The sequence below is a fragment of the Caldanaerobacter subterraneus subsp. tengcongensis MB4 genome (genome assembly GCF_000007085.1).
GTDB classification, from domain to species: Bacteria; Bacillota; Thermoanaerobacteria; order Thermoanaerobacterales; family Thermoanaerobacteraceae; genus Thermoanaerobacter; species Thermoanaerobacter subterraneus.
The window spans coordinates 1,923,296-1,948,321 of the sequence record NC_003869.1 but is presented as its reverse complement, the minus strand read 5'-3'; the positions used below and the strand labels follow the sequence as shown (position 1 = coordinate 1,948,321).

Below are 25,026 nucleotides of genomic sequence, written 5' to 3'. Positions count from 1 at the left end.
ATGGAAGTAAAGGAGATTACCTGCATAGTATGTCCTCTGGGCTGCAGGATAAAAGTTGAAATGGAAGGAGGGGAGATAAAGAGCATAAAAGGCTATTCTTGTCCTAAAGGGCTTGAGTACGCAAAAAATGAAGTTACAATGCCAAAGAGAATGGTGACCACAAGCGTGAGGGCAAAGGGCGGACATTTGCCTCTTCTTTCTGTGAGAACAAAAGAGCCTGTTCCAAAAGAGAAAATCCATGAGATAATGCTGGAACTGGCAAAAATTGAAGTAAAAGCTCCTGTTAAAATTGGAGATGTGATAGTTAAAAACATATTGGGAACGGGGGTTGACGTGATTGCCACTAGAAATCTTTATAAAAAAGAAGTAAGTTAATGCGTGGTGATAAAATGGTGGAAAAGAGGGAAAGGTTGAGACTACCTGTGAGCATCCATTCTCAAATTGCTGCCCACATAGTTCAAGAAGTAAGCCGCATAAGCAAAAGGAACGATGTCAGCATATTTTTTAGAAAAATCAATGAGAGTAGGTTGGTTCCTGCTGGTAGCATGCTTTCCATGGTGACCTTTTTTGCCTCTCGTGGGGAAGAAATAGAAGTGATAATAGAAGGGTTAAAGGCTGAAAAGGCTTTTGACGAATTTATGCAGTTTTTCAATTCTGAACTGGGCAAGGAAAAAGAAGAAAAAGACACGTATGAGCTTTTGAGGAATACTTCTATAGCCTATGAGAAAATTTTTAATTCCATCGGGTCAGGACTTGTGGTTACTGACGAAAATGGAGTTATAACAATATTTAACAAACTGGCAGAAGGCATTACAGGGATAAGCATGGATGAAGCTATAGGCAAGAAAATTCAAGAGGTCATCCCGGGAATAAAAATTGAGAATGTACTAAAAACGGGGAAAGAGGAAATGAACAAAAAGATTAAGGTTGGCAATAATGTTGTGTTTACCAATATAACGCCTATTTATACTGGCAATAAAATAGAAGGGTCTGTAATAGTCTTTTATGATTTTCCTCAGATAGAGTATCTGGAAAACGAGTTAAAAAGGAACAGGAAGCTGGATAAAGCTTTTGACATAATAATAGGGAATAGTGGAAAGTTAAGGGATGCCCTCACTATTGCTTCAAAGGCCGCAGAAACGGATTCCACTGTTTTGATAAGAGGAGAGAGTGGCACGGGAAAGGAGCTGGTAGCACAGGCAATCCACTACGCCAGCAGAAGAAGGGATAAGCCCTTCATAAGGGTGAACTGTGCCGCTATTCCTGTTACATTGCTGGAAAGCGAGCTTTTCGGCCATGAAAGAGGAGCTTTTACGGGGGCTGTAACGCAGAAGATAGGGAAATTTGAACTGGCGGACGGTGGCACCGTATTTTTGGATGAGATTGGGGAAATACCTCCGGAGATTCAGGTAAAGCTTTTGAGAGTTATACAGGAAAAAGAGTTTGAAAGGGTTGGGGGAATAAAGACTATAAAGGTAGATGTGAGGATAATTGCAGCCACAAATAAAGACCTTGAAAAGGCAATAAAAGAAGGTACTTTTAGAGAAGATTTGTATTACCGTCTGAATGTTATACCAATAATGCTGCCGCCATTGAGGGAGAGACGCGGCGATATACCATTGCTTGTGGAGCATTTTATAGAAAAACTCAATAAGAAGCTCAATAAAAATATAAAAGGTATTACGAAGAAAGCCATGCAAGCTTTAATTCACTATGACTGGCCTGGAAACATAAGGGAATTAGAGAACATAATAGAAAGATGTATCACTTTAAGCGAAGGTGAATATATAGACTATGAAGACTTACCTCAATACATACGGAATGAAGATACAATCGTTTCAGAAAACAATGTGATTTATTTGGATGAGCACAGCGAATTACTTACAATGGAAGAATATGAATACAAGATAATAAAAGCGGCCTTAGATAGATACAAGAGTTTTAACAAAGCGGCTAAAGTTTTAGGCCTTACTCATAAGACAGTCGCTTCCAAGGCCCGGAAATTCGGACTTGTTGATAGATAATACCAACTTACCCTGTCGCTTGATACTTTTTCCCAATATAGCCTGCATGGGCTTTTTTATTTTTGGGGAAAATAAGCAAAAAAAAACTGGCATGGTTTTTGCATAATAATAAAGCAAAAGAATTAAAGTAATTTACTGTGGGGAGGTACTTTTCATGAAAAAGTTAATTAACAACCCTGAGAGCGTTGTAAAGGAGATGATTGAGGGGCTTTTGGCAGCTCATCCCAATTATCTCAGAAAGCTTGAGAATATCAATGTGATTGTGAGAAAAGATGCGCCAGTTGAAGGTAAAGTAGGACTTGTCAGTGGTGGAGGAAGTGGACACGAACCTGCCCACGCAGGATACGTGGGTTACGGAATGCTTGACGCTGCTTGCCCTGGAGAAGTCTTTACTTCACCGACACCTGACCAGATGTATGAGGCTATTAAGGCTGTAAACTCTGGGAAGGGCGTGCTGCTTATCATTAAAAATTACACGGGAGACGTAATGAATTTTGAAATGGCAAGAGAAATGGCGCAAGCAGAGGGAATAGAGGTGGACCAGGTTATAGTAAACGATGATGTGGCAGTGGAAAACAGCACTTGGACGCAAGGCAGACGCGGTATAGCAGGAACTGTTTTTGTCCATAAGATTGCCGGAGCAAAAGCTCAAGAGGGAGCTAGCCTTAAGGAGGTAAAGAGGGTAGCTGAAAAAGTCATAGCGAATGTCCGTTCGATGGGAATGGCGTTAACACCTTGTACTGTGCCTGCAGCGGGTAAGCCAAGTTTTACTCTTCAAGAAGATGAGATGGAGATTGGAATAGGCATACACGGAGAGCCTGGTACGCACAGAGAGAAGATAAAACACGTTGATGAAATAGTGGAGCATTTAATGGACAAAATAATAAATGACCTTCCTTATAAATCAGGCGATGAAGTGGCTGTAATGATAAATGGAATGGGTGGAACTCCTCTGATGGAGCTTTATATCGCTAACAGAAAAGTCGCAGAAATTCTAAAAGAAAAGGATATAAAAGTTTACAAGACTTATGTGGGAGAATTTATGACTTCTCTTGAGATGAGCGGCTTTTCTATAACTTTGTTAAAGCTGGATGAGGAGTTAAAGGCATTGTTGGATGCAAAGGCTGATACGCCAGCATTTAAACAACTATAATTTTCAGGAGGTAGGAAGTATAAATGGTTATTACAAAGGAAGATGTGCTAAAAGTTATAGATAAAATTGTGGAAGTGATAAGGGAAAATAAAGAATATCTCACGGAACTGGACTCTGCGATAGGGGACGCTGACCATGGAATAAACATGGACAGAGGTTTTGAAGCTGTGAAACAGAAATTGGCGACAATTCCTGAAAACTCTGATATAGGGACGATATTGAAGACTGTGGGAATGACTCTTGTGTCGACAGTAGGTGGGGCTTCAGGGCCTTTGTACGGTACTGCTTTTATGAGGGCAGGTCAGGCAGTTCAAGGGAAAACTGAACTTACAGAGGAAGACGTGGTAAAGATTTTCGAAGCGGCTCTTCAGGGTATAAAGGACAGAGGTAAAGCCCAGGCAGGAGATAAGACCATGATAGACTCTATTGAGCCTGCCTACAAGGCTTTGAAAGAGAGTTTGGAGAACAACATAGCTCTTCCTGAAGCTTTAAAAAGAGCAGTTAACGCTGCTAAAGAGGGGATGGAATACACAAAAAATATATCTGCTAGAAAAGGTAGAGCCAGTTATCTAGGGGAGAGAAGCATTGGGCACATAGACCCTGGTGCTACTTCCTCCTATCTAATGATAAAGGCCCTGGCAGATGTTATTAATTTACTGTAATGGTGGAGGGTAAAATGGTTGGAATAGTGTTAGTGTCTCACTCAAGAAAAATTGTTGAAGGCGTGTTTGAGCTGGTAAACCAAATGACGAGGGGGAAAGTACCTATAGGCATAGCTGGAGGCACGCCTGATGGGAGATTGGGCACGGATGCTGCAGAAATAGTGGAGCAGGTAAAAAAAGTAGACAGAGGAGAAGGAGTAGTGGTGCTAGTTGATATCGGCAGCGCTGTTATGAGCGCTCAGACAGCGGTAGAGCTCTTAGGAGAAGAATATGAGGGAAAGGTCAAAATTGCGGACGCGCCTTTGGTAGAAGGGGCTGTAGCAGCTGCAGTAGAGGCTTCTATAGGGAGCGATTTTGAAAAAGTGCTTACTGTGGCTGAAGAAGCCAAGAAGATGAATAAGCTTTAAAGGCCTGGCCTGTGCCGGGCTTTTTTTAATTGATTTAAAATGAAAAAAAGAATATAATCAAATTATAGAAAAGTATTGCAAAGAGGTGTAAAAATGTCTCAGGATGAAATAAAGAAATTGAGAGAAAAACTTCACGAGTCTTTGAAAAGCCCTGAGAAATTTTCTCAATTTCTGAAGGAGATAATAAAAAAGCAGAAAGAGATAGTGCAAATTATAAGTTTATTGGAAGCTTACAACGAAGCTACTTATTTAAACTACGTGCTTTTTAGAAAAAGGGAGGTTGTTAAGGCTTTAGAATACATGGATGATAAAAATAGGGGTATTTTAGAGGTAGTGAAAAACGTAGTAAACGACGTATATCATTACCAGGTTGCAGAAAAAAAGATAAGGGATAACGTAGAAAAGGCGATGAGGGAATACAAAGACTATTTGGAAGACGCAATTGAGGTGTTATACGGCTATTACGTTGAGGCAAAATATGTGAATGAAGTTTTTAGTGATAAGCTGAGGGATTCGTTTGCTGCAGAGGCTATAGACGAGGAGAGTTTTTATGAAAGCGTTTTTAATTTTGTGAATGAGGTAGAGGAAGAAAAGGAAGAAAGGATAAAAGAAATTTTGAGTTCTCTTCCATTTGCTATGTCTAGAAGGCGTTTTTATGATTATTTGCAAAAGGCTTTAGAAAGAGAATATTCTACCTATGAATCCTTTTTAGCCAGCGTGATAAACATTGAAGAAAATTTCTATGGCAAACTGGTAGAAGGATATGGAGATATTTTCCCTTCTATAGCAAGTAAGATTGAAAGCCTTCAATCTCTGGATTTAAAGCTTCTTTCAAAAGAAGAGATAGAAATGTATTTAGAAGAGAGCTCAGAGCTTGTAAAAGCGATTCACTCATTAAGAGAAATAATTTTTTCTGTACGTCGTGTAATCAACAGGCTTTTAATAGTTTTTTTAGGAGAAGAGGATATTCAATCTCTGATAAAAAAAGAACCTTTTATAAAGCAGTATATAGAGTTTTACAAGCGGCTTATGAGAAATGAGATAAAAAGCAGTAAAGAAATTGAAAAAAGTGTTAAAAAGTGCGACAGTATCATTTCAAGCTGGTATTTTGAGCTTTACAGGTATAATTTGCTTTTAGGAGAGATAGAGTCTTCTGACCACAATTTGATAGAGATCGTGGATGAAAGCATAATTGGGGAAGTAGAAATTCTAGCCGAATATGAGAACTTGCTCAATGACGCTACTGAGATAGTGATTGAAAGCGATAAGTTTGGAGAGGACCCTGTAGATGAGATGATAATAAAAAACGAGATAAAAAATGTGATCTATTTAATCGAGGAATTGTCTAAAAAGATGACAAATGAGTACAGGAAAGCTAGGTTAAAGAGGCTAATGGGCATAATTCCTGTCCCAGTGGATTTTGACAAGGAGCTTCTTCACTATGTGAGAAACGCTTTGGAACTTGATAATTCTTACAGCAGGAAGCTTTCTTACATGCACACCATTAAGAAAAAAATGGATCTTTACAGAGAACTTAGAAAGCAGAAGAATTTTTATGAGAGTTTAATAAAAAATTCAAAGGATGTAATTTGACTATGAGGAAAGTGAAAAAAATCTTTATATGGGTTGTCACTTTTGTAATGGCTTTTTCATTAATTTTGTGGTTATTTTTATTTAATTTGGAACATGTAGCTTTCAATTTGGATTTTTACAAGAATGAATATTTAAAAAACGACGTTCCCTCTGTTACAAAGATGGAGATTGGAGAGCTTTTGAAAGTGACAGAGAAAATGCATGAATACCTAAAGGGAAAAGCAGATGACATGGATGTACTTGCAAACATTGGAGGAGACCTTGTAAGAGTGTTCAATGATAAAGAACTTGCTCATATGAAAGACGTGAAAAATTTATTTAAGTTGGGCTTTTGGCTTAAGGATATATCTATTGCAGTTTTTCTTGCTTTTTTTGCGCTTCTAGTGTGGCAGACCTCTTTTGTGAAAACCCTTTCTCTTTTACAAAAAGGTGTAGGTTTTAGTTTACTTGCTTTATTGATATTAGGCGTACTAATAGTTTTAGATTTTGAAAATTGGTTTACACTTTTTCATTTGGCTTTTTTTAATAACGACCTGTGGCTTTTGGACGTAGAAAAGGACAGGCTCATTCAGATGTTTCCTCTAAATTTTTTTGAAGATGCTGTCTCTTTGATTTTCAAAAATACGCTCATAGAAATTCTGGCGATAACAGGTGGAGTTTTTGCAATTTCAAAACTTTTAAAGGAGCCCTCATAGGGGCTCCTTTTACACGCACATAGAGGTCTTTTCTTCAATTATTTCCTCTAGCTCCTCTTTTGTTATTGTCTCTTTTTCAAGCAGTTTTTCTGCAATTGCTATTACTTTATCTTTATGCTCAAGGAGTATCTTTCTTGCGAAGGTGTAACAGCTATTTATAATCTTGTCTACTTCTTTATCGATCATTTCTGTAGATTTTACTAAATGCAAATCAAAAACTCTATTGCCTAATTCGCTCATCCCGAAATTACACACCATTTGGTAGGCGATTTTTGTAGCCTCTTTCAAGTCGTTTTCTGCTCCAGTAGAAATTTCGTTAAATATGATTTCTTCTGAAGCTCTTCCTCCCAATAGCATTGTGATTTTGTTTTTTAGCTCCGTCTTTGTGAGGAGGAAGGAGTCATCTTTAGGGAAATTAAGCACGTAGCCTAATGCTTCTCCTCGGGGTACTATAGAAATTTTTTCTATGACATTGACATTCAAAATTTTCCCTATGAGGGCATGGCCTGCTTCATGATACGCTGCTATAGTCCTTTCTTTTTCTAGCCCAGAGGGATTTTTCTTTTTGAGCCCTGCGATTACGCGCTCTAGTGCCTCTTCAAATTCCTCTTTTCCAATTTTCGTTTTATTTCTCATTACGGCTAATATTGCAGCTTCATTGCACATGGTGGCTAGATGAGCCCCAGTCATTCCGTGGGTTTTTCTGGCGAGGTCTACTAAAGACACGCTTTCATCTAGGGGTTTATTCCTCGTGTGAACTTTCAGAATTTCCAGGCGGCCTTTTAAGTTTGGCGGGCCAATATGTATGGTTCTGTCAAAGCGGCCAGGCCTTAAAAGGGCTTCATCCAGCATATCTATTCTGTTAGTAGCTCCTATTACTATGATCCCTTCATTGCTGTTGAAGCCATCCATTTCTACTAAGAGCTGGTTTAAAGTTTGGTCTTTTTCGGAATTGTTGTCAGTGTTTCTTTTGGTTCCAACCGCGTCAATTTCGTCTATGAAAATGATGCTGGGAGCATTTTTCTTTGCTTTTGCAAAAAGGGCTCTTATTCTACTTGCTCCAACGCCCACGTATTTTTCTACAAATTCTGACCCGGAAGCGCTTATAAAAGTGGAATTTGTCTCTCCTGCTAGAGCAGTAGCCAATAGCGTTTTTCCTGTTCCTGGAGGGCCGTAGAAGAGTATCCCTTTGGGTATTTTTGCTCCCATTTTGTTATATTTTTCTGTATTTGTCATAAAGTCAATTATCACTTTTAATTCTTCTATTACTTCATCCAATCCTGCCACGTCTTTAAAAGTTATGTTTCCTTTCTTTTTGGTAACTTCTTCATTTATCTCGGAAAGGGAGTTGTATTTAACTGGCATGAGCTCAGAAAATTTATTCTTTAGGAGAATATAAGCTATTGCGGTTGCCGCTGCAATCAAAAGAAAAGTGAGGTTCAAGCTCAAATTAGGATTTACTTCTGTGATAAAAAGATACAGGAGAAGAATATTTACAAAAATTGACATGACAAGGATTATTGTGTGCAAATTCTTCTTCATGTTTTCCGCCCCCACTTTTATTCTGAATGTAGTTTTTGCTTATTGATGGGATTTATTCGCAAAACTTCAAAAGTATAAAAAATGATTTTGAAGGCAAAAATGTAAAATAAATGAACTGTTTAGGAGGTTTAATATGGAAGGTTACATGGGAATAGACGTGGGGTCAGTCAGCACAAATATTGCTGTCATTGATGAGGAGAACAATGTCATAGATTATGTCTACATAAGGACCAGAGGGCAGCCGATAAAAGCTGTTCAAGAAGCTTTGAGGGAAATAAAAGAAAAAATAGGCGATGTAGAGATTAAAGGAGTCGGCACTACTGGAAGTGCCAGGCAGTTAACAGGGCTTATGGTAGGAGCGGATATTGTAAAAAATGAGATTACTGCTCATGCGGTGGCTGCTTCCAGCATAGTAAAGGATGTAAGGACAGTGATTGAGATTGGCGGGCAGGACTCAAAGATAATAATTTTGCGAAATGGCGTTGTAGTGGATTTTGCAATGAATACAGTATGTGCGGCTGGAACCGGGTCATTTTTAGACCAACAGGCTTACAGATTAAATATACCAATTGAGGAATTTGGAGATTTGGCACTAAAATCCAAAAACCCTGTAAGGATTGCAGGAAGGTGTAGCGTATTTGCAGAGTCCGACATGATTCACAAACAGCAGATGGGATATGCCCTTCCTGACATAATAAGCGGCTTGTGTGACGCCTTAGTGAGGAATTATCTGAACAATGTGGGAAAAGGAAAGGATATTAAGGAGCCCATTGTATTTCAGGGAGGTGTCGCTGCCAACAAAGGAATAAAAGCTGCATTTGAAAAGGCTTTGGGAATGAAGGTATATGTTCCCAAATACTACGGTGTTATGGGGGCGATTGGCGCAGCGATATTGGCAAAAGATGCAGTCAAAGAAAAAGGTTACACTTCATTTAAAGGCTTTGAAGTAAGCGATTTGGAGTACAAAGCGTTAGGGTTCGAGTGCACCGCTTGTCCCAATCACTGTGAGGTAGTAGAATTTATACAGGGAGATGAAGTTATTTCCAGATGGGGAGATAAGTGCGGAAGGTGGTCTAATAGTCCAAGCAAAAAAATTCACGCAGGTTCTATAGTTTAGCCCGACGCCTTTGTAAATTAGGTGTCGGGCTATATGATTTCTATCACATCTCCGGGATGAAGCAAATCAGTGTAGGAGGCTTTCTTGCCATTTATTTTCATTTCGGGTACTCTGTTGTTGTCCAATTTTATGTCTATAAAATTGAATAAGTCTATGAACATGTACTCTCTCTTACCTTTTAAAAGGACCTCTTTTCCATTTACCGTTATAGAAAAACTCTTTATGCTGTCTTCTACTCTTATTTCATCTCCTTCTTTTATTGAGTAATCGGGATCAGCCAGCTTTCCGTTTACATAAATTTCTTTATTTTCTGCACCTTTCACGAGATCTCTTACGGTAATAAAAGCGTCTTTTCCCTTTTTCCCGCCGATGATGCTTATTCTATCGCCTTCTTTTATTGAAGTTTTTAAATTAGCTAAAGTTCCGTTTACATATATTTTTGGAGGAATACCTTCTTCTCCTTTAATGGTCATTTTTTCACCGTTTAGCGTGAAGGTCAGGTCTTTTCCGCTTTGTGGAATTAGATTTTGAGAGCTGTAATCTATAGCTAAAAGAGCATCCATTACAGTAGGGCTCTTTATGTTAAAGATTTTAACTAATTTATCTTCTACATATACCTTTACAAAATCTTTCCTTTTATTTATCATCGCAGAATAAGCTATCCCTATAGGGGTAATACTTTCAGGACCTTTGAGCTTTTTTGGACGAGAGTGCAAAATTTCGACAGACTTTATATCTCTTACAGAAACCCTATTGGGAGGAAGCTTTAAAAAAGAGGCTATCTCTTCTGGCAGCATTGGAAGGTTGCTGCTTCCCCCTACTAAAAATACCGCGGAAGGGCTTTTGCCGTTATATTTTACAATTTCTTCGCATATTTTTTGGGCAAGGGTTTTGACAGAAGGCTTTATAACTTCTAATACCTCTTCTCTTGAAATAGTGTGTTCAATACCTAGAACGTCTTTAAATTTTATTTCTTTTTTAGTGGATTTTTTAATTTTTTCTGCGGTAGCGAAATCTGTGAGAAAATGCCGTGCTATTTCCTCGGAAATTTCATCGCCTGCGTAAGGCACCATCGAATAAGCGATTATATTTCCTTCCTTCGATATTGCGATGTCAGAAGTGCCTGCTCCTATATCCACTAGTGCTATGTTTAGCATCCTTATGTCTGGCTTGAGAGAGACATTTATAGCGGCGATGGGTTCCAGTGTTATGTAAGATACTTCGAGCCCGGATTTTTTCACTGAAGCGTAAAGGCCCTCTACTACATCGAAGGGAAGAAAAGTGGCCAAAATTTCTACTGCCATTTCTTTTCCTCTGTGCCCTTTTAAATTGGCTATTGGAAGGCCATTTAAATAGTAATTGGATACGGTGTAGCCAACAGTGTGATAGTCTGTTATCCCAGATTTAGATACAATAGATTTGTGGGCAATTTCCAGAGCTTCTAGCTCTAAGCTGTGTATATCCTCAAGGGTTATTTCATGGTCTTCTGCTAGACTTTTTTCTGCTCTGGCGAATTGCGTCTTAAGTGACCTTCCTGCTGCAGCGATAGCCACTTCTCTAAGCTTTATTTTCAGGGTGTTTTCTAATTTTTCTTTGATTGACAAGATCACATGAGCTACTTTATCTATATCGTGAACTTGGCCGTCAAACATCGCTCTTTCCTGGTGTTCCATTTGTTCACTTGCCAAGATTTCTAGTTTCCCATTGTTTTCAGTTGCGACTATCCCCACAACTACTCTTGTCCCAATGTCAAGGGCAAATACAATATCATTGGTATTCATCATTTACCCCCGAATTTTTTAAGTTTTTATTTTATTATACACTACCAAAGTATTATTTCGGAAGGGCAGAAAATAAATTTAACGCTTTTTATTTACTTGTATGGATTTGACATTATTGATATAATTAATGAGAGGTGACGGGGATGGATATATTTATTGAAAAGCTTGTTAAAAAGCAAAAAACTTCTCAAGATGTCTTTTTTACAATAGGAATAATAGTTGGAACGTTGATATTAGTGTTTGGGATTATACCATTAATCCCTTTTCTTAGAAGCTTTTGGCTTTTCTTTGCAGTGCTGTTTGGGTACTTGGCCTATTACTTGATTCGGTCTCGCAATATTGAATTTGAATACGCCCTTACAAATAGCGAATTGGACGTAGATAAGATAATAGATCAGAAGAGAAGAAAGCATCTTTTGACTGTAGATTGCAAAAATTTTGAGGTCATGGCGAGAGTTAATAGCGATAAATTTACTGAAGATATAAAAAGCATTAAAAATAGAATTGAAGCAGTAAGCTCTATGTCTTCTCCAGATGTTTATTTCGCAGTGTTTGAAAATGGCGGTGTCAAGACTTTGCTGTTTTTTGAGCCCAATGAAAAAATGTTAGAGGCGATAGGAAGGTATATACCTAGAAGGCTTTTTAAATAGAGAGCTGAGAGGTTTTAAGATGAATAAAAAATATGTCTTGTCAAAAGTAAGTGAAAAAACAGGGCTATCTGTATCTCTTCTTGGTGAGATAATAAAAGTGTTGAGCAAGTATGAGAGCGTTGAAAAGGCAGTAATTTTTGGGTCTAGAGGCAGAGGGGATTTTAAGAGGACTTCCGATATTGACATATGTGTGTTCGGGGAAAAAATAACGCATACAGAATTAAATCTTTTGCAGTTTGATTTAGAAGGATTGAATACCCCCTTGAGTTTTGATGTGGTGCATTTTGATACTCTTTGCAGGAAAGAATTTAGAGAAAGTATTTTAAAAGATGGAGTAGAGATATATGACAGAAGAAAGATTGTTACAGAGATTTAAAGATTTTGAAAATGCTTTAATGCGATTAAAAGAAGCTCTGGCAATAGAAGTGACAAACGAAATAATTATAGATGGGGTAATACAGAGGTTTGAGTTTACTTTTGAACTGGCATGGAAGATTATGAAAGATTATCTTGCTTATGAAGGGATTGAAGTAAATAGCCCAAGAAGTGCAATTAAAGCCGCTTATAGTGCAGGTTTAATACAGGATGGAGAAATGTGGATAGATATGCTTATGGACAGGAATAGGACTACACATATTTACAATAGCAAAATGGCTTTGGAAATTTATGAAAACATAAAGAGAAGATATGTCAGCTGTTTTGAAGAGTTAAGTGAAAAGATAAGAGTAAATATAGAAAACATTAAGGAATAATTAAAAAGAGAGGAATGAGTGGTGAAAGAGGGTAAAGAGGAATTTGAGAAGGAATTAAAAGAGTTAGAAGAATGGCAAGAAAATCAGTATAATCCAGGTTATTATATAGGCAGTGGTCGTGTACCGAGGCCTTTAAAAGGATTAAAAAAGAGGCCAATCTTTTTGATGGTAATTGCTCTTTCTATGATTCTGCCTTTAATTGGTATTTTATTTTCAAAAATTTCTGCTGAAGACCTTATAGCTTTTGTATTCCCGGCTTTTATAGGTGTTATTTTGTTTTACGCTGCAATAAGAGAAATGCTTGAAAAGAGGAAATTCAGAAAATGAGGAGGTCAAAACAGTTGGAATTGTTAGTAAAAAATGATATAATTTCAATTGAATGTTAATGAACGTTAATAACTATAAAAAAGCTAAAGAACTGTATGATATAAGCAGAATTACCTTAATAAACTGGGAAAAGAAAGGATTAATAACCTCAGTCAGAACATCAAAAGGGAGAAGAAGGTACAAAAAAGAAGATATAGAAAAGTTATTAGGTATGCTGGAAGAAAAGCCAAAACCTAAAGTGGTGTTGTATGCAAGAGTGTCTACAAAAAAACAGGAAGAATATCTCAAGAATCAAATTAAAAAGCTTGAAGAATACACTAATTTCCAAGAATAGCAGTATGAAGTTATATCTGAAATAGCAAGTGGAGTAAATGAAATAAAGAACTAGCAGAAGAGTTAATAGCAATAGTAACATCCTTCGCAGCAAGAATTTACGGGTAGAAGGGTGGTAAAAACGTGATAGTAATACAAGCTAAGCTTATTTTCCTGAATCAAGAAGACAAGCAAATAGTATTAGACTTAATGAGAAGATGGTCTTCTTGCATGAGATTTGCATACAAAAGGCTTTTAGAAGGTTATGATAGAAAAACATTAAAAAGAGACCTTCAGAAACCTTTTGATTTAAACTCAAGATATGTACACGATGCAATAATGAAAGCAAAAGGTGTATTAGAGTCATCTAGACAATTAGACAACAATCCAAAGAAAGTCATTTTTGGAGGAAGAGACTTGTTTGTAAAACTTCAAAAGCGCCATATAAACGGGAAGGCATATGAAAAATTAAAAATTAGGTGGCAGGAGAAAAGAAAAGGAAATCTATATTCAAGAGGAGATAAAAGCAAAAAAGGAAATCTCAACACAAGAATAGAAGTAGAAAAAAATGGCACTTTCTTAAGGATAAATGTAGGGGAAAGAAAATATGTATATGCCAAAATAGAAGCAGGCTATAAAAAGAATAAGAGAAGAGAAGAATTTCTGCAGGAAATTGGAGAATCAAACATACCCTACTCTGTAGAATTAAAACTTAAAAACGGTAGTATATACGCCTATTTTGCTATTGAAGAAGAATATCCAGAAATAAAAATAACAAAAGAAAAAGGAGTCATAGGAATAGACATAAACGCATATCCGGACAACATATCATGGACAGAAGTAGATGAAAAAGGGAATCTAATAAGCTATGGGAATATGCCAATGCCAGAGCTTGCAAGTGGCAGTAAAGACAAAAAAGAATATTTCAGATGGCAATATGCTCATGAGATAGTAAAAATAGCAAAAGAAAAAGGAAAAGCAATTGTAATTGAGGGATTAGAAATAAAAGAAAAAGGCAAAAGAGGAGACTTTTCAGGGAGAAAATCAAGGAGAATAAGACATAGGTTTAGCTATAAATCACTTCTTTCAAAAATAAAAACACTAGCAAAAAGAGAAGGGATAGAAGTAATAGAGGTAGACCCTTCTTATACGTCAATAATAGGCATGTTAAAATATTCACCGCAGTATATGATAACAAAAGATATAGCAGCAGCCTATGTAATAGCAAGAAGAGGGTTGGGACTGCAGGAAGAGATACCAGATAATTATATGAAGTTTCTCAACGCATTGACTGTAGAAGAATTAGAAGAATTAAAAGAGCATGTAAAGAAAACAGTTAGAAACAAGCATATAAAGAAAAAGCATTTAAGGGAAATAAATAAAGCAATAGAAATTTTACAAAGCCTTGAGAGTAAGCCAGGAAGGGTGCTAGAACCTCTGGATGGAACAAGTTTTAGTACCTATGATTTCTGGCGAGTTCTCAAGGTAGCGGTGGTGACTCCACTCTCTCCTGAGAAGGTACCAAGAGACTTCTCTACCCTGAAAGGATTACTAATTCAGGGTAAGTGGAGAGACCCGTAAGGGCGCGAGTTCCTGCTTCTTGGGGCAGGGGCTATGGCTTTCCCAAAAACCGCCTGCTGGGGCTGGGAAAGCCTGAAGGGCGGACTACAAATACCCCAGCTATCTAAACTGTGCATTTTTGTACAGTTTGGGTGACCAGGTGATGAAATGATTAAAGCAGTTATTTTTGACATGGATGGAGTAATGATTGACAGTGAACCTGTGCATCTTAAGCTTGAGAGAGAGTTATTTAGAGAACTGGGAGTTGAGATAACTGAAGAAGAACACATGACATTTGTAGGAAGTTCTTCTTATTACATGTGGGAAAAAATTAAAGAACGGTTTAATTTAAAAGAAAGTGTAGAAGAGCTGGTAAGAAGAGACAGAAAAAGGTATTTAGACCACGTCTTGAGCACTGGAGAAATTATTCCTGTGCCAGGAATACAGGAATTGGTTAAGAAGCTTTTTGAAAGGGAATACAAACTGGCAGTGGCTTCTTCCTCTCCAATAGATGTGATAGAATTGGTGGTTCAAAAATTAAACTTAAAGAACTTTTTTGATATGTTAGTTTCTGGAGATTATGTAAAAAAAAGCAAGCCGTATCCAGACATATTTTTATATACGGCTGAAAAGTTAAGAGTCAAGCCTGAAGAATGTGTCGTAATAGAGGATTCTTACAATGGTGTTCATGCAGCTAAAAGCGCTGGAATGAAAGTTATAGGATTTGTAAACCCCAATTCTGGAAATCAGGACTTATCAGAAGCAGATTTTATAGTAAAGAATTTAGGGGACGAAGTAGTAGAAATAATATCAGGGCTTGAAGAGGAGAAGGCTTTAAAATAAAAAAATGGTGCGCCTGACAGGAGTCGAACCTGCGACCTTTCGGTCCGGAGCCGAACGCTCTATCCACTGAGCTACAGGCGCACGCTTTCCAAATTAAAGTTTACTATGAAAAAGTGAAACTGTCAAACAGATTTGATATTATTAAAACAGGGTGGTAAAATAGTATGTGAAAACCAAAAAAAGAGGAGGGAGAAGATGCAGGCAATTACACTTGAGGCTGTAAAAAGGGAGACAGGTAAAAGCGCTGCTCGCCGATTGAAAAATCAAGGGTATGTTCCTGCTATTATGTACGGGAAAGACATGACAGAGAATATTCCTCTGGCTGTTGAGTATACTAAGCTACAAAAACTTCTGCAGAAATATGGGAGAAACGTATTGCTCAATGTAGTAGTAAACGGCACTACGCATACTGCGCTCATAAAAGAAATACAGGAGGACACTTTAAAAGGCAAAATAATACATGTGGATTTTCAGAGGGTATCTATGTATGAAGAGATTGAGGCTACTGTGCCTTTGAGATTTGAGGGAATTGGCCTCATTGAAAGCAAGGGCGGAATTGTACAGCATCAGCTCTGGGAGTTGACAGTGGAGAGCTTGCCGGACAAAATACCTCAGGAGATTGTAGTGGATTTGAGCCACTTGGAGATAGGAGATACGCTTTTTGTGAAAGATATACCTGTGCCTGAGGGCGTGAAAGTGCTGGATGACCCTGAAGAAATAGTGGTTTCTATACTTGTTCCTAAAGAGGCTGGTGAAGAGGAAGAAGAGGAAGGCGAGGGTACAGCTGAAGGGTAAAATAAAAAAGAGAGGGCATCCCCTCTCTTTTTTAATAATTTACTATTTTTCTTTTTACGCTTAATAACCTTTCAGGAATGACGTCCTTTCTTACAAGGTCCTCATAAGTCTCTCTTTCAACTATTACATCAGCTTGCCCGTTAGAAACTAATACTGCTGCGGGTCTTGGGAGCCTGTTGTAATTGCTGGCCATAGAGTAGTTGTAAGCTCCAGTTGACAGGACTGCTAGAATATCCCCTTCTTCGATTTCAGGAAGTAGTATGTCCCATATGAGCATGTCTCCCGATTCACATAGTTTTCCTGCTATAGATACCTTTTCTACCCTTGGGAGTCTGGCTTTGTTTGCCACAATAGCCTCGTATTTTGCTCCATATAAGGCTGTGCGGATATTATCAGACATGCCTCCGTCCACTGCTACATATTTTCTGATTCCGGGTATTTCTTTTATAGCTCCAACAGTGTAAAGAGTTGTTCCTGCATTGCCTATTATGGACCTGCCTGGCTCTACTATTATTTTGGGCATTTTTACATTTAAGGAAACAGAGTATTCTTTGACGGATTGCATCATCTCATGAGCTATTTTTTCAATAGGCTGGGGGTCGTCTTCCTCCGTATACGCTATTCCAAATCCTCCTCCTAGGTCTAATTCTTCTACTTCCCATCCGAGGAACTCTTTAATGAGTTTTATAAAATTCATCATTATTTCTATCTCAGCTTTGTAAGAATAGGAATCGAAAATTTGAGAGCCAATGTGGGAATGAAGACCTACCAGATTCACATTTTTAAGGGTAAGAGCGTATTCAATGGCTCTCATTGCATCTCCGTTGAACAAAGGGAATCCAAATTTTGAATCTATCTGTCCGGTTTTTACGTACTGATGAGTGTGAGCCTCTATCCCTGGTGATACTCTTATATAAATATTGGGTACCTTGTTCATTTTCCTTGCCAGTTCATTTAGCATGTTGAGTTCATGCCAGTTATCTACGATTATCTTTCCTATGTCATTTTCTAAAGCCATTATGAGTTCTTCTCGGGACTTATTGTTGCCGTGAAAATAGATTTTTTCTGGAGGAAATCCTGCCTTTAGCGCTGTATAAAGTTCTCCACCTGATACTACGTCAAGGCCTAAGTTTTCTTCTTCAATTATCTTGCATATGGCCATTGTCATAAAAGCCTTGCTGGCATAGATTACTTCGTTTCCCGGATAATCTCTTTTAAAGCCATTGTAAAAGGCTCTGCAATTTTGTCTTAGAAGTTCCTCATCTATTACATAAAGAGGAGTTCCAAACTTTTTAGCTAAGGCAACTGTGTCACATCCGCCTATTTCAAGATGTCCTTTTGAATTTATTCTCATTGTTCCGTGTAGCATACTCTCAACCTCATTTACTTTAATAATTTAAATTATAAAATTGCAAGACAAAATAAAATACAGCCAAGTATTACCTTAGCTGTCTATTTTCATCATAGACATAGGCAATACCTCCTTCCCCCGTAGCGAGATAGCTCTCCACTGAAGGCCTGGGGAGCCTTCAGTGACAGTCCTATACCTGTTCGGCATAGGCCCAGCTGCGTAAACCTTAAGGAAGTTTACGCGCTTCGGCGGGCACCCCTTTCACACACCTTCATCGGCCCTTAACACCTCTGGCATGTTACTCTTGATGACCCGCGCCTCTACCTCACCTTCAAAGAAGATGAGGTATTTTTATTCGATTTTTTTACTATCATATCATTTGTGAAAATTGCTGTCAAGATATTTTCAAAAAAAACGGGAAGAATAAATTAAGAGGTGAAAGAAAATGTACTGGGTAGCCACATTTGTAATTTCATGGGTTATTTTTTTATCTTTGATTGATTTAAGATATATTAAATACACTATATGGGGAGGGATACTGGCAGCTATTTTTCAGCTTACAGTGGACGAGATAGCTATTACTTTGAATTTGTACTCTTTTTCTGACCCTGTTTTTACAGTTTTTAAATCGAGCTTTTTCTTTACTTTTGGAGCGCCTTTCTGCATAGGTGTTTTATATGCACAGACTTATCCGCGTAAGAAAAACTTGCAACTTGCCAATGTATTTATACTCACTCTTTTGTTTTTCATTATGGAGTATTCTCTTCATAATGCAGGAGCACTTGAGTATATAAAGTGGAGTTACATATACAGCCTTATTGTGGATGTAGGAGCTCTTCTTGCAGTTGGAAATCTCATAAATTTATTCAGTTTATCTCCATGGATGCGGAGGAAGGAAAATGAAAGATAAAGTGTTCTGGACTTTAATGATAATAGATGGGATTTTGGTTTACCTTTGGTTCAAGTTTTTGGATAAAATTCAAAAATATTAATTTTCATGTATGTATATTGTACAAAAATTTGATTGAAATATCATATTTACTGCCAATAGAAAATTGAAAAAAACAGTATTATAATAGTATCAAACGTTTTCGAATAGGGGGAAAAGGAATGGCTGAAGTAGTGCTCAAACATGTGTACAAAGTGTATCCTGGCGGTGTAACCGCAGTTAAGGATTTTAACTTGGAGATCGCCGACAAAGAATTTATAGTTTTGGTTGGCCCTTCCGGTTGTGGGAAGACCACCACTTTGAGAATGATAGCAGGGCTTGAGGAAATCACAAGCGGAGAATTGTACATTGACGGAAAATTGGTAAACGACGTGCCGCCCAAAGACAGGGACATTGCGATGGTTTTTCAGAACTATGCCCTTTATCCTCACATGACAGTGTACGACAATATGGCTTTTGGATTAAAACTTAGAAAAGTGCCAAGAGCAGAAATTGACAGGAAGGTAAAAGAGGCAGCCAGAATTTTGGGCCTTGAGGAGCTTCTCAACAGAAAGCCAAAAGCTTTGTCTGGCGGTCAGAGGCAGAGGGTGGCTTTGGGTCGCGCTATTGTGAGAAATCCTAAGGTGTTCTTGATGGATGAGCCACTTTCAAACTTGGACGCAAAGTTAAGAGTTCAGATGAGGACAGAGCTCAAGAAGTTGCATGAGAGATTGCAGACAACTTTCATTTATGTCACCCACGACCAGACAGAGGCTATGACGATGGGGACGAGAATAGTTGTTATGAAAGACGGGGTTATACAGCAGGTAGATGAGCCACAGGTGATTTACGATTATCCGAACAACTTGTTTGTTGCTGGTTTTATTGGAAGCCCGCAGATGAATTTCATAGATGCTAGACTGGAAAATAGAGATGGAAAGGTTTATGCTACTTTCAAAGGATATAGCATACTGGTTCCCGAGGGAATCTTGAAGAGGTTAAAAGACCCGAGCTATATAGGAAAAGAAATAGTGCTTGGCATAAGGCCCGAAGATTTGCACGATGAAGAGGTGTTCTTAGAAGCCTATCCAGAGGCTGTTGTTGAGGCGAAAGTTGAAGTCACAGAGCTTATGGGTGCGGAGACGTACCTCTATCTTGATGTAAACGGCGTTTCTCTCACTGCAAGGGTAGACCCAAGGACCAGAGCGAAATCTGGCGATGTGATTAAGATAGGGTTTGATGTGAATAAGCTTCACATGTTTGATAAGGAAACGGAAATGACAATATTGAATAGAACAGTGAAAGAGTCTCCCGTTATAATTGCAGATAAAACTGCAAGTTCATAAAATCTGAAGAGGCCGATGAGGCCTCTTTAATTTTTTTGACAAAATGCCACATAAATTTACTTTTGCCTCTTATTTCTTCTAGAAAATAGTGTATAATTATTGTATACTAAGAACTAGGAAAATGGGTGAGGATGATGGTCGATTACAATCTGTTGAGAAAAATTGGTGAAGATATTAAGAAACATTTGGATGTTCCTCTTTGCATATTTGACACAGAAGGAAATTTAATATACGGAAAAGAAGATTTTTTTGAAAAAAAAGCAGGATTTTTAGACCTGATGGTAGAATATATTGAAGAAAGAGATGTCTATTACATAGGAGAATTTACATGTTACAACATTTTCTATGATAATAATCCAGTTTTTGTAATCGCTTTAAAGGGGAAGACCGAAGAGGAGAAAAAGCTTATACTTGCGATAAGCCTTATTTTCAGATATTTCGATGAGAATCTGTCAAAAGAAGATTACCTTATAAACGTGCTTGAAAATAGATTGCCTTCCAGCCTGCTTTCCTACTATGCGCACAGGTATAAGATTGATAATACTGTAAGCTATAATGTGGCAATTGTAGAGGTTGAAAATGAAATAGAGGACGCTGTAAAAATTGTGCTAAACATTTTTGAAAGAAAGGCTGTTCATGTCATAAAAATTGGTAAAAAACGATTTGCAGTTATATTTCCTTCTAGATATCGCGAAAATTTAGTACAGCTTTTCAAGACGATGAAGGATATGATAGAATCCGAAGGATACTTGAAAAATGTTAAAATAGCCGGTTCTTTTTCTTCTTTTCCTCTTGAGAAGCTCCATGTAGCCTATAAAGAGGCTGAAAAGGCTCTCTTCTTTGGCGAGAAACTGGAAGGGGAAAGAGGGATATATCTGTATCAGGATTATATCTACTCAGAAATTCTATGGGGGATGGATAAGGAAAAAGCAGAAGAGTTTTTAGAGAGAGTTAACATTGGGGAAGACCTTTTAAAAGACGAAGAACTCATGCAGACTTTAAATGCTTTTTTCAGAAATAATTTGAATTTGAGTGAGACTTCAAGAGACCTTTACATACATAGGAATACTTTGGTTTACAGGCTGGACAAGATTTTGAAGATGTCGGGCTTGGATGCCCGCAAGTTTGATGAGGCTTTACTTCTCAAATTGGCGATTACTTTGGCAAAATTATACGATATTTCGAGGTGAAAAGAGTTGATAAAGTTTATAAATGTTTCTAAAAAATATGACAAAGGGATAATTGCCCTTTCAAATATCAATTTTGAAATTGAAAGCGGCGAATTTGTCTTTATTGTGGGTCCCAGTGGCGCAGGCAAGTCTACTTTGATAAAGCTTCTGTTAAAAGAGGAAGAGCCCACTTCTGGAACGATTATTGTTAACAAAAAGGACATAACAAAGATGAAGAGGAAAGAGATTCCCTATCTGAGAAGGAGCATGGGGGTCGTTTTTCAGGACTTTAGGCTCCTTCCCAACAAAACCGTTTTTGAAAACGTGGCTTTTGCAATGGAGGTAGTAGGGGCACACCCAAAGGAAATACGGAGAAAAGTGCCAATGGTTCTCTCCCTCGTTGGCTTGAGCGATAAGGCGGACCAGTACCCTCAGCAGCTTTCTGGCGGAGAGCAGCAAAGGGTTGCTCTGGCCAGAGCAATTGTAAATGAGCCTTCCATTTTAATTGCAGACGAGCCTACAGGAAATTTGGACCCAGATACTTCCTGGGAGATTGTAAAACTTATGGCTGAGATTAACAAAAGAGGTACAACGGTAGTGATGGCTACCCATGCTAAAGACATAGTTGATGCGATGAAGAAAAGAGTTATAGCTCTTGAAAAAGGGAACATAGTTAGGGACGAAGCAAGGGGTGTATACGGATATGCTCTTTAGAAATTTTAGATACTTCATAAAAGAAGGTTTTAGCAATCTGGCTAGAAACAGATTGATGACTGTAGCTTCTGTCACCTCTGTGATGGCTGCTCTTGTCATACTCGGAATGTTTTTGCTGATAATCTTAAATGTAAACCATATGGCATATCAAGTTGAATCTCAGCTGGAACTTAAGGCTTTTCTAAAAGATGACCTTTCGGGAGAGCAGATACAAAGAATAGGAGAAGAGATCAAGGGAATAGATGGAGTTTCTTCTGTGGTTTTCGAATCAAAAGAGCAGGCTTTGCAGAAATTTAAAAAGCAGCTGGGGGAAAAAAGCTATCTTTTAGAAGGTCTTGAGAAGGACAACCCCCTCCCACAGTCCTATATAGTTAAAGTAAAAGACGCTAATCTCATAAAAGATATTGCCGATGAAATAAAAGGGATAAATGGTGTTGACAAAGTAAGCTATGGACAGGATGTGGTGGAAAAGCTTCTCGGCATAATCAGGATTATAAGAATTGTAGGACTTGCAATAATTAGCATTTTGTTTGTCATCTCAATTGTCATAATTTCTAACACAATTAAATTAGGCGTTTTTGCAAGGAGAAGAGAAATAAACATAATGAAGTACATCGGAGCGACAGACTGGTTCATAAGGTGGCCCTTTTTAATAGAAGGGATAGTTTTGGGTTTGCTGGGGGCACTGCTTTCAGTAGGTGTTCTGGCTTTGATGTACGGGTATACTTTGGACTATGTCAACAGCCGTTTGATAGTTTTTAACTTACTGCCTTTGTCCGATGTCATCAAGGACATGGCTTTGTATTTTGCGCTTTTAGGGTCTTTGATTGGCGCTATTGGCAGCGGCCTTTCTATAAAGAGGTTCTTAAATGTCTAAAATTTACAAGGGGGAAGTGACATTGCAAAAGTACAAGTTAAAATGGCTTATATTTGCTCTTGTCTTCTTAGTGACGGCTCTTTTTGCATCTTACCCGAGGGCTGACCAGTTACAGGATGCTAAAAATAAGCTAAACCAGATACAGAAAACTTTGGTGGAAACTCAAAAGAGAAAGCAAGAAATAATTAATCAGAAAAATGACATTGCTGCGCAGCTTAAGGAGCTGGATAAAAAACTCAACCTGACTTCCCAGCAACTGGCAGAAGCTCAAAAGAGGCTTCGGGAGGTCACAGCAAAGCTTGAAAAGACCAGGAAGGACTTAGAAGAGGCTAAAAAGAAGGAAAAAGAGCAGTACGACACCATGAAAGAGCGGATAAAAGCCATGTACATAAGCGGCGAATGGGGCTATTTAGATGTGCTTTTGAATGCCACAAGCTTTGCGGATTTTATAAGCAGATTAGATATTGTAAAGTGTATAATAGACTTTGATGCGAATTTATTTGATACGTACAAGAAACAGAGGGAGATAATTGCGGAGAAGGAAAAGCAGCTGGCTCAAATGCAGAAAGAAGCTCAGGATTACAAGAACCAGATAGCTGCAAGGCAGAGAGAACTTCAGGTGGCGATGGCATCTAGAGAGGGCTTAATGCGGGACCTTGAGAGGCAGCAAAAGTATTATGAAGAGCAGGAAGACCAATTGTTAAGGGAGTCAAAACAATTGGAAAAGGTCATACAGGAGCTTCAAAGGAAGTCAAAGCTCAAATACAGTGGTGGAAAACTTCTCTGGCCTGTTCCTTCAAGTGGTGTTATTACTTCTCCCTTTGGCATGCGCCTGCATCCCATTCTTGGAACCTCCAGGATGCATACGGGGATTGACATAGCGGCAGAAATGGGAGCAGATATTGTTGCGGCTGCAAACGGACAAGTTATATTTTCAGGTTACTACGGGGGTTACGGATACGCAGTTATAATTGACCACGGAGACGGCATCTCTACCCTTTATGCGCACTGTTCTGCCCTTTTAGTTAAAGAAGGTGATACGGTAAAAAGGGGACAAGTTATAGCGAAAATAGGGAGTACAGGCCTTTCTACAGGACCCCACCTCCACTTTGAAGTGAGAAAAAATGGTGTTCCAGTGAATCCAATGGACTGGCTTAAATAGCCTGTCTGTTTTTTTTATTAGCAGAATGTTGTATAATAAAGAGGAGACTAAAAAAGGTGGGGGAAAGATGTCAAAGAAAAGATTTTATGTCTTGCTGGCAGTTTTATTGATAGTAACGAACGTTTTTACTTTTTTCATAGCTAATACGGTGTCAGTGGCTCTGCCAGGAGGAAAGGTTATCGTTTCAAGGGAAGATTACCGGCTTTTGAACCAGTATAAAAAGCTCTTTGAAGTAGGTAAAATACTGGAGAGCAGGTATGTGGATAAAGTAAATCCGTCGACGCTCTTAGAAGGAGCCTTAAAAGGCATGGCTGGTTCTCTGCAGGACCCATATACAGTGTACATGAATAAAAAAGAGTTTGCGGAGTTTATGACGCAGACCACAGGAACTTATGGTGGCATAGGCATAATAGTGGCTGTAGACCAGGAAGACCACATCGTAGTAGTTTCTCCAATAAAGAATACCCCTGGGGAAAGGGCAGGAATTAAATCTGGAGACATAATATTAGAGGTGAACGGCAAAAAAGTGAGTGGTAAGAATCTGGATGAAGCAGTGTCTATGATGAGAGGGCCTAAGGGGACGCAGGTTACTCTAACTATAATGAGGGATGGAAAGACTTTTACAAAGACCATAACTAGGGAAATAATAAAACTGGAAACAGTTTTTGACTACATGTTGCCTGACAAGATTGGATACATTAAGATAACCCTTTTTGACCAGAGCACTTCTTCTGATTTCAAAAAGGCTCTGGAGCGGCTTAAAAAAGATGGAATGAAAGGACTCATAATTGATTTAAGGGATAATCCTGGCGGGCTTTTAGAAGAGTGCGTAAATATAGCTGATATGCTTTTGCCGAAAGGAGTAATAGTCACTACAAAAGGTAGGGCAGAAAGTCAGGAATTTTATTCAAAAGGTACGGGGCTTGGCATGCCTTTAGTCGTCCTTGTAAACAAGGGAAGTGCTAGTGCTTCCGAGATTCTGGCAGGCGCCATTAAGGATAGAAAAGCAGGAGTGTTAGTAGGGACAACTACTTTTGGAAAAGGCCTTGTGCAGACTGTTGTCAACTTTGGAGATGGAACAGGGCTTAAATACACTATAGCAAGGTACTACACTCCAAATGGGACAGATATACAAGGAAAAGGCATTGAGCCAAACTATGTGGTAGAACTGCCTAAAGACTACACTTTAAAGGACACTCCTGACCTAAAAGGAGATACTCAGCTTATAAAAGCTTATGAGATAATAAAGTCTGAGATAAAGTAGGG

General features: G+C 38.3%; 25 protein-coding genes, 1 tRNA gene, 1 pseudogene and 1 riboswitch. Of the genes and pseudogenes, 23 read left to right on the top strand and 4 right to left on the bottom strand.

Annotated elements, in window-relative coordinates:
• The 7 genes from TTE_RS09595 (at position 1) to TTE_RS09565 (ending at position 6,534) form a co-directional block, all read left to right on the top strand.
• Positions 1 to 375, top strand: coding sequence for a DUF1667 domain-containing protein (locus TTE_RS09595; protein WP_011026125.1), 375 nt, complete (start codon positions 1 to 3; stop codon positions 373 to 375).
• Positions 376 to 389: 14 nt separating this feature from the next.
• Positions 390 to 2,024 (top strand): sigma 54-interacting transcriptional regulator, encoded by a 1,635-nt coding sequence (locus tag TTE_RS09590; RefSeq protein ID WP_041587339.1) that lies wholly within the window; start codon positions 390 to 392, stop codon positions 2,022 to 2,024.
• A gap of 154 nt (positions 2,025 to 2,178) precedes the next feature.
• Positions 2,179 to 3,177: a dihydroxyacetone kinase subunit DhaK gene (gene dhaK, locus TTE_RS09585; protein ID WP_009610950.1), complete on the top strand. Its 999-nt coding sequence runs from the start codon at positions 2,179 to 2,181 to the stop codon at positions 3,175 to 3,177.
• Positions 3,178 to 3,200: 23 nt separating this feature from the next.
• Positions 3,201 to 3,839 carry a dihydroxyacetone kinase subunit DhaL gene (gene dhaL / locus TTE_RS09580; RefSeq protein ID WP_009610955.1) on the top strand — a complete coding sequence of 213 codons (639 nt, stop codon included), beginning with the start codon at positions 3,201 to 3,203 and terminating at the stop codon, positions 3,837 to 3,839.
• A gap of 14 nt (positions 3,840 to 3,853) precedes the next feature.
• Positions 3,854 to 4,246 carry a dihydroxyacetone kinase phosphoryl donor subunit DhaM gene (gene dhaM, locus TTE_RS09575; protein ID WP_031314078.1) on the top strand — a complete coding sequence of 131 codons (393 nt, stop codon included), beginning with the start codon at positions 3,854 to 3,856 and terminating at the stop codon, positions 4,244 to 4,246.
• A 93-nt stretch (positions 4,247 to 4,339) separates the two neighbouring features.
• The gene (locus TTE_RS09570; RefSeq protein ID WP_009610944.1) at positions 4,340 to 5,839 is read left to right on the top strand and encodes a hypothetical protein; all 1,500 of its coding nucleotides are present in this window, start codon (positions 4,340 to 4,342) and stop codon (positions 5,837 to 5,839) included.
• A gap of 2 nt (positions 5,840 to 5,841) precedes the next feature.
• The gene (locus tag TTE_RS09565) at positions 5,842 to 6,534 is read left to right on the top strand and encodes a TIGR01906 family membrane protein (RefSeq protein ID WP_009610945.1); all 693 of its coding nucleotides are present in this window, start codon (positions 5,842 to 5,844) and stop codon (positions 6,532 to 6,534) included.
• Between the two features lie 9 nt (positions 6,535 to 6,543).
• On the opposite strand, the gene TTE_RS09560 is transcribed toward TTE_RS09565, so the two are convergent.
• On the bottom strand, positions 6,544 to 8,076 hold the full coding sequence (locus tag TTE_RS09560; protein WP_009610946.1) for an ATP-dependent metallopeptidase FtsH/Yme1/Tma family protein: 1,533 nt from the start codon (positions 8,074 to 8,076) through the stop codon (positions 6,544 to 6,546).
• A gap of 133 nt (positions 8,077 to 8,209) precedes the next feature.
• Here TTE_RS09560 and TTE_RS09555 point away from each other — a divergent pair, with 133 nt between their 5' ends.
• Entirely contained in the window at positions 8,210 to 9,193 is a 984-nt protein-coding gene (locus TTE_RS09555) for an acyl-CoA dehydratase activase (RefSeq protein ID WP_009610948.1), read from the top strand.
• Positions 9,194 to 9,222: 29 nt separating this feature from the next.
• Here the strand turns inward: TTE_RS09555 and TTE_RS09550 are convergent, their stop codons facing one another.
• Complete coding sequence (locus tag TTE_RS09550; RefSeq protein ID WP_041587191.1) at positions 9,223 to 10,974, bottom strand: cell division protein FtsA; 1,752 nt, start codon at positions 10,972 to 10,974, stop codon at positions 9,223 to 9,225.
• A gap of 143 nt (positions 10,975 to 11,117) precedes the next feature.
• On the opposite strand from TTE_RS09550, the gene TTE_RS09545 reads away from it, so the two are divergent.
• The 7 genes and pseudogenes from TTE_RS09545 to TTE_RS09515 all read left to right on the top strand — a co-directional run bounded on the left by TTE_RS09545 (position 11,118) and on the right by TTE_RS09515 (position 15,418).
• Positions 11,118 to 11,624, top strand: coding sequence for a hypothetical protein (locus TTE_RS09545; protein ID WP_011026121.1), 507 nt, complete (start codon positions 11,118 to 11,120; stop codon positions 11,622 to 11,624).
• 19 nt (positions 11,625 to 11,643) lie between these two features.
• Positions 11,644 to 12,000: a nucleotidyltransferase domain-containing protein gene (locus tag TTE_RS09540; RefSeq protein WP_011026120.1), complete on the top strand. Its 357-nt coding sequence runs from the start codon at positions 11,644 to 11,646 to the stop codon at positions 11,998 to 12,000.
• On the top strand, positions 11,969 to 12,376 hold the full coding sequence (locus TTE_RS09535; protein ID WP_011026119.1) for a nucleotidyltransferase substrate binding protein: 408 nt from the start codon (positions 11,969 to 11,971) through the stop codon (positions 12,374 to 12,376). Before TTE_RS09540 ends, TTE_RS09535 begins: the two co-directional genes overlap by 32 nt.
• Positions 12,377 to 12,397: 21 nt before the next feature.
• Entirely contained in the window at positions 12,398 to 12,703 is a 306-nt protein-coding gene (locus TTE_RS09530) for a hypothetical protein (RefSeq protein ID WP_022587908.1), read from the top strand.
• Positions 12,704 to 12,761: 58 nt separating this feature from the next.
• A pseudogene (locus tag TTE_RS09525) lies at positions 12,762 to 13,034 on the top strand (MerR family DNA-binding transcriptional regulator); the annotation flags it as partial.
• A gap of 125 nt (positions 13,035 to 13,159) precedes the next feature.
• Positions 13,160 to 14,596 carry an IS200/IS605 family accessory protein TnpB-related protein gene (locus tag TTE_RS09520; RefSeq protein ID WP_011026117.1) on the top strand — a complete coding sequence of 479 codons (1,437 nt, stop codon included), beginning with the start codon at positions 13,160 to 13,162 and terminating at the stop codon, positions 14,594 to 14,596.
• Positions 14,597 to 14,743: 147 nt separating this feature from the next.
• The gene (locus TTE_RS09515; RefSeq protein WP_009610953.1) at positions 14,744 to 15,418 is read left to right on the top strand and encodes an HAD family hydrolase; all 675 of its coding nucleotides are present in this window, start codon (positions 14,744 to 14,746) and stop codon (positions 15,416 to 15,418) included.
• Positions 15,419 to 15,423: 5 nt separating this feature from the next.
• Here the strand turns inward: TTE_RS09515 and TTE_RS09510 are convergent.
• Positions 15,424 to 15,499 (bottom strand) — tRNA-Arg (locus TTE_RS09510).
• A gap of 114 nt (positions 15,500 to 15,613) precedes the next feature.
• Here TTE_RS09510 and TTE_RS09505 point away from each other — a divergent pair.
• The gene (locus tag TTE_RS09505; protein ID WP_011026116.1) at positions 15,614 to 16,213 is read left to right on the top strand and encodes a 50S ribosomal protein L25/general stress protein Ctc; all 600 of its coding nucleotides are present in this window, start codon (positions 15,614 to 15,616) and stop codon (positions 16,211 to 16,213) included.
• Between the two features lie 31 nt (positions 16,214 to 16,244).
• Here TTE_RS09505 and lysA read toward each other — a convergent pair whose 3' ends face one another.
• A complete protein-coding gene (lysA, locus tag TTE_RS09500; RefSeq protein WP_011026115.1) occupies positions 16,245 to 17,582 on the bottom strand; it encodes a diaminopimelate decarboxylase in 1,338 nt (445 codons plus the stop codon).
• A gap of 123 nt (positions 17,583 to 17,705) precedes the next feature.
• A riboswitch (Lysine riboswitch) is annotated at positions 17,706 to 17,895 on the bottom strand.
• A gap of 114 nt (positions 17,896 to 18,009) precedes the next feature.
• On the opposite strand from lysA, the gene TTE_RS09495 reads away from it, so the two are divergent.
• The 7 genes from TTE_RS09495 to TTE_RS09465 all read left to right on the top strand — a co-directional run bounded on the left by TTE_RS09495 (position 18,010) and on the right by TTE_RS09465 (position 25,024).
• The gene (locus tag TTE_RS09495; protein WP_011026114.1) at positions 18,010 to 18,474 is read left to right on the top strand and encodes a CBO0543 family protein; all 465 of its coding nucleotides are present in this window, start codon (positions 18,010 to 18,012) and stop codon (positions 18,472 to 18,474) included.
• A 200-nt stretch (positions 18,475 to 18,674) separates the two neighbouring features.
• A complete protein-coding gene (locus TTE_RS09490) occupies positions 18,675 to 19,838 on the top strand; it encodes an ABC transporter ATP-binding protein (RefSeq protein ID WP_011026113.1) in 1,164 nt (387 codons plus the stop codon).
• A 131-nt stretch (positions 19,839 to 19,969) separates the two neighbouring features.
• Positions 19,970 to 21,028, top strand: coding sequence for a PucR family transcriptional regulator (locus tag TTE_RS09485; RefSeq protein ID WP_226990133.1), 1,059 nt, complete (start codon positions 19,970 to 19,972; stop codon positions 21,026 to 21,028).
• 6 nt (positions 21,029 to 21,034) lie between these two features.
• Positions 21,035 to 21,721 (top strand): cell division ATP-binding protein FtsE, encoded by a 687-nt coding sequence (gene ftsE / locus TTE_RS09480; protein WP_009611204.1) that lies wholly within the window; start codon positions 21,035 to 21,037, stop codon positions 21,719 to 21,721.
• Positions 21,711 to 22,598 (top strand): permease-like cell division protein FtsX, encoded by an 888-nt coding sequence (gene ftsX / locus TTE_RS09475; RefSeq protein ID WP_011026111.1) that lies wholly within the window; start codon positions 21,711 to 21,713, stop codon positions 22,596 to 22,598. The genes ftsE and ftsX overlap by 11 nt, the downstream gene beginning before the upstream one ends.
• The gene (locus TTE_RS09470) at positions 22,591 to 23,760 is read left to right on the top strand and encodes a murein hydrolase activator EnvC family protein (RefSeq protein WP_011026110.1); all 1,170 of its coding nucleotides are present in this window, start codon (positions 22,591 to 22,593) and stop codon (positions 23,758 to 23,760) included. The genes ftsX and TTE_RS09470 overlap by 8 nt, the downstream gene beginning before the upstream one ends.
• 67 nt (positions 23,761 to 23,827) lie before the next feature.
• Complete coding sequence (locus TTE_RS09465) at positions 23,828 to 25,024, top strand: S41 family peptidase (protein ID WP_011026109.1); 1,197 nt, start codon at positions 23,828 to 23,830, stop codon at positions 25,022 to 25,024.
• Positions 25,025 to 25,026 lie beyond the last annotated feature (2 nt).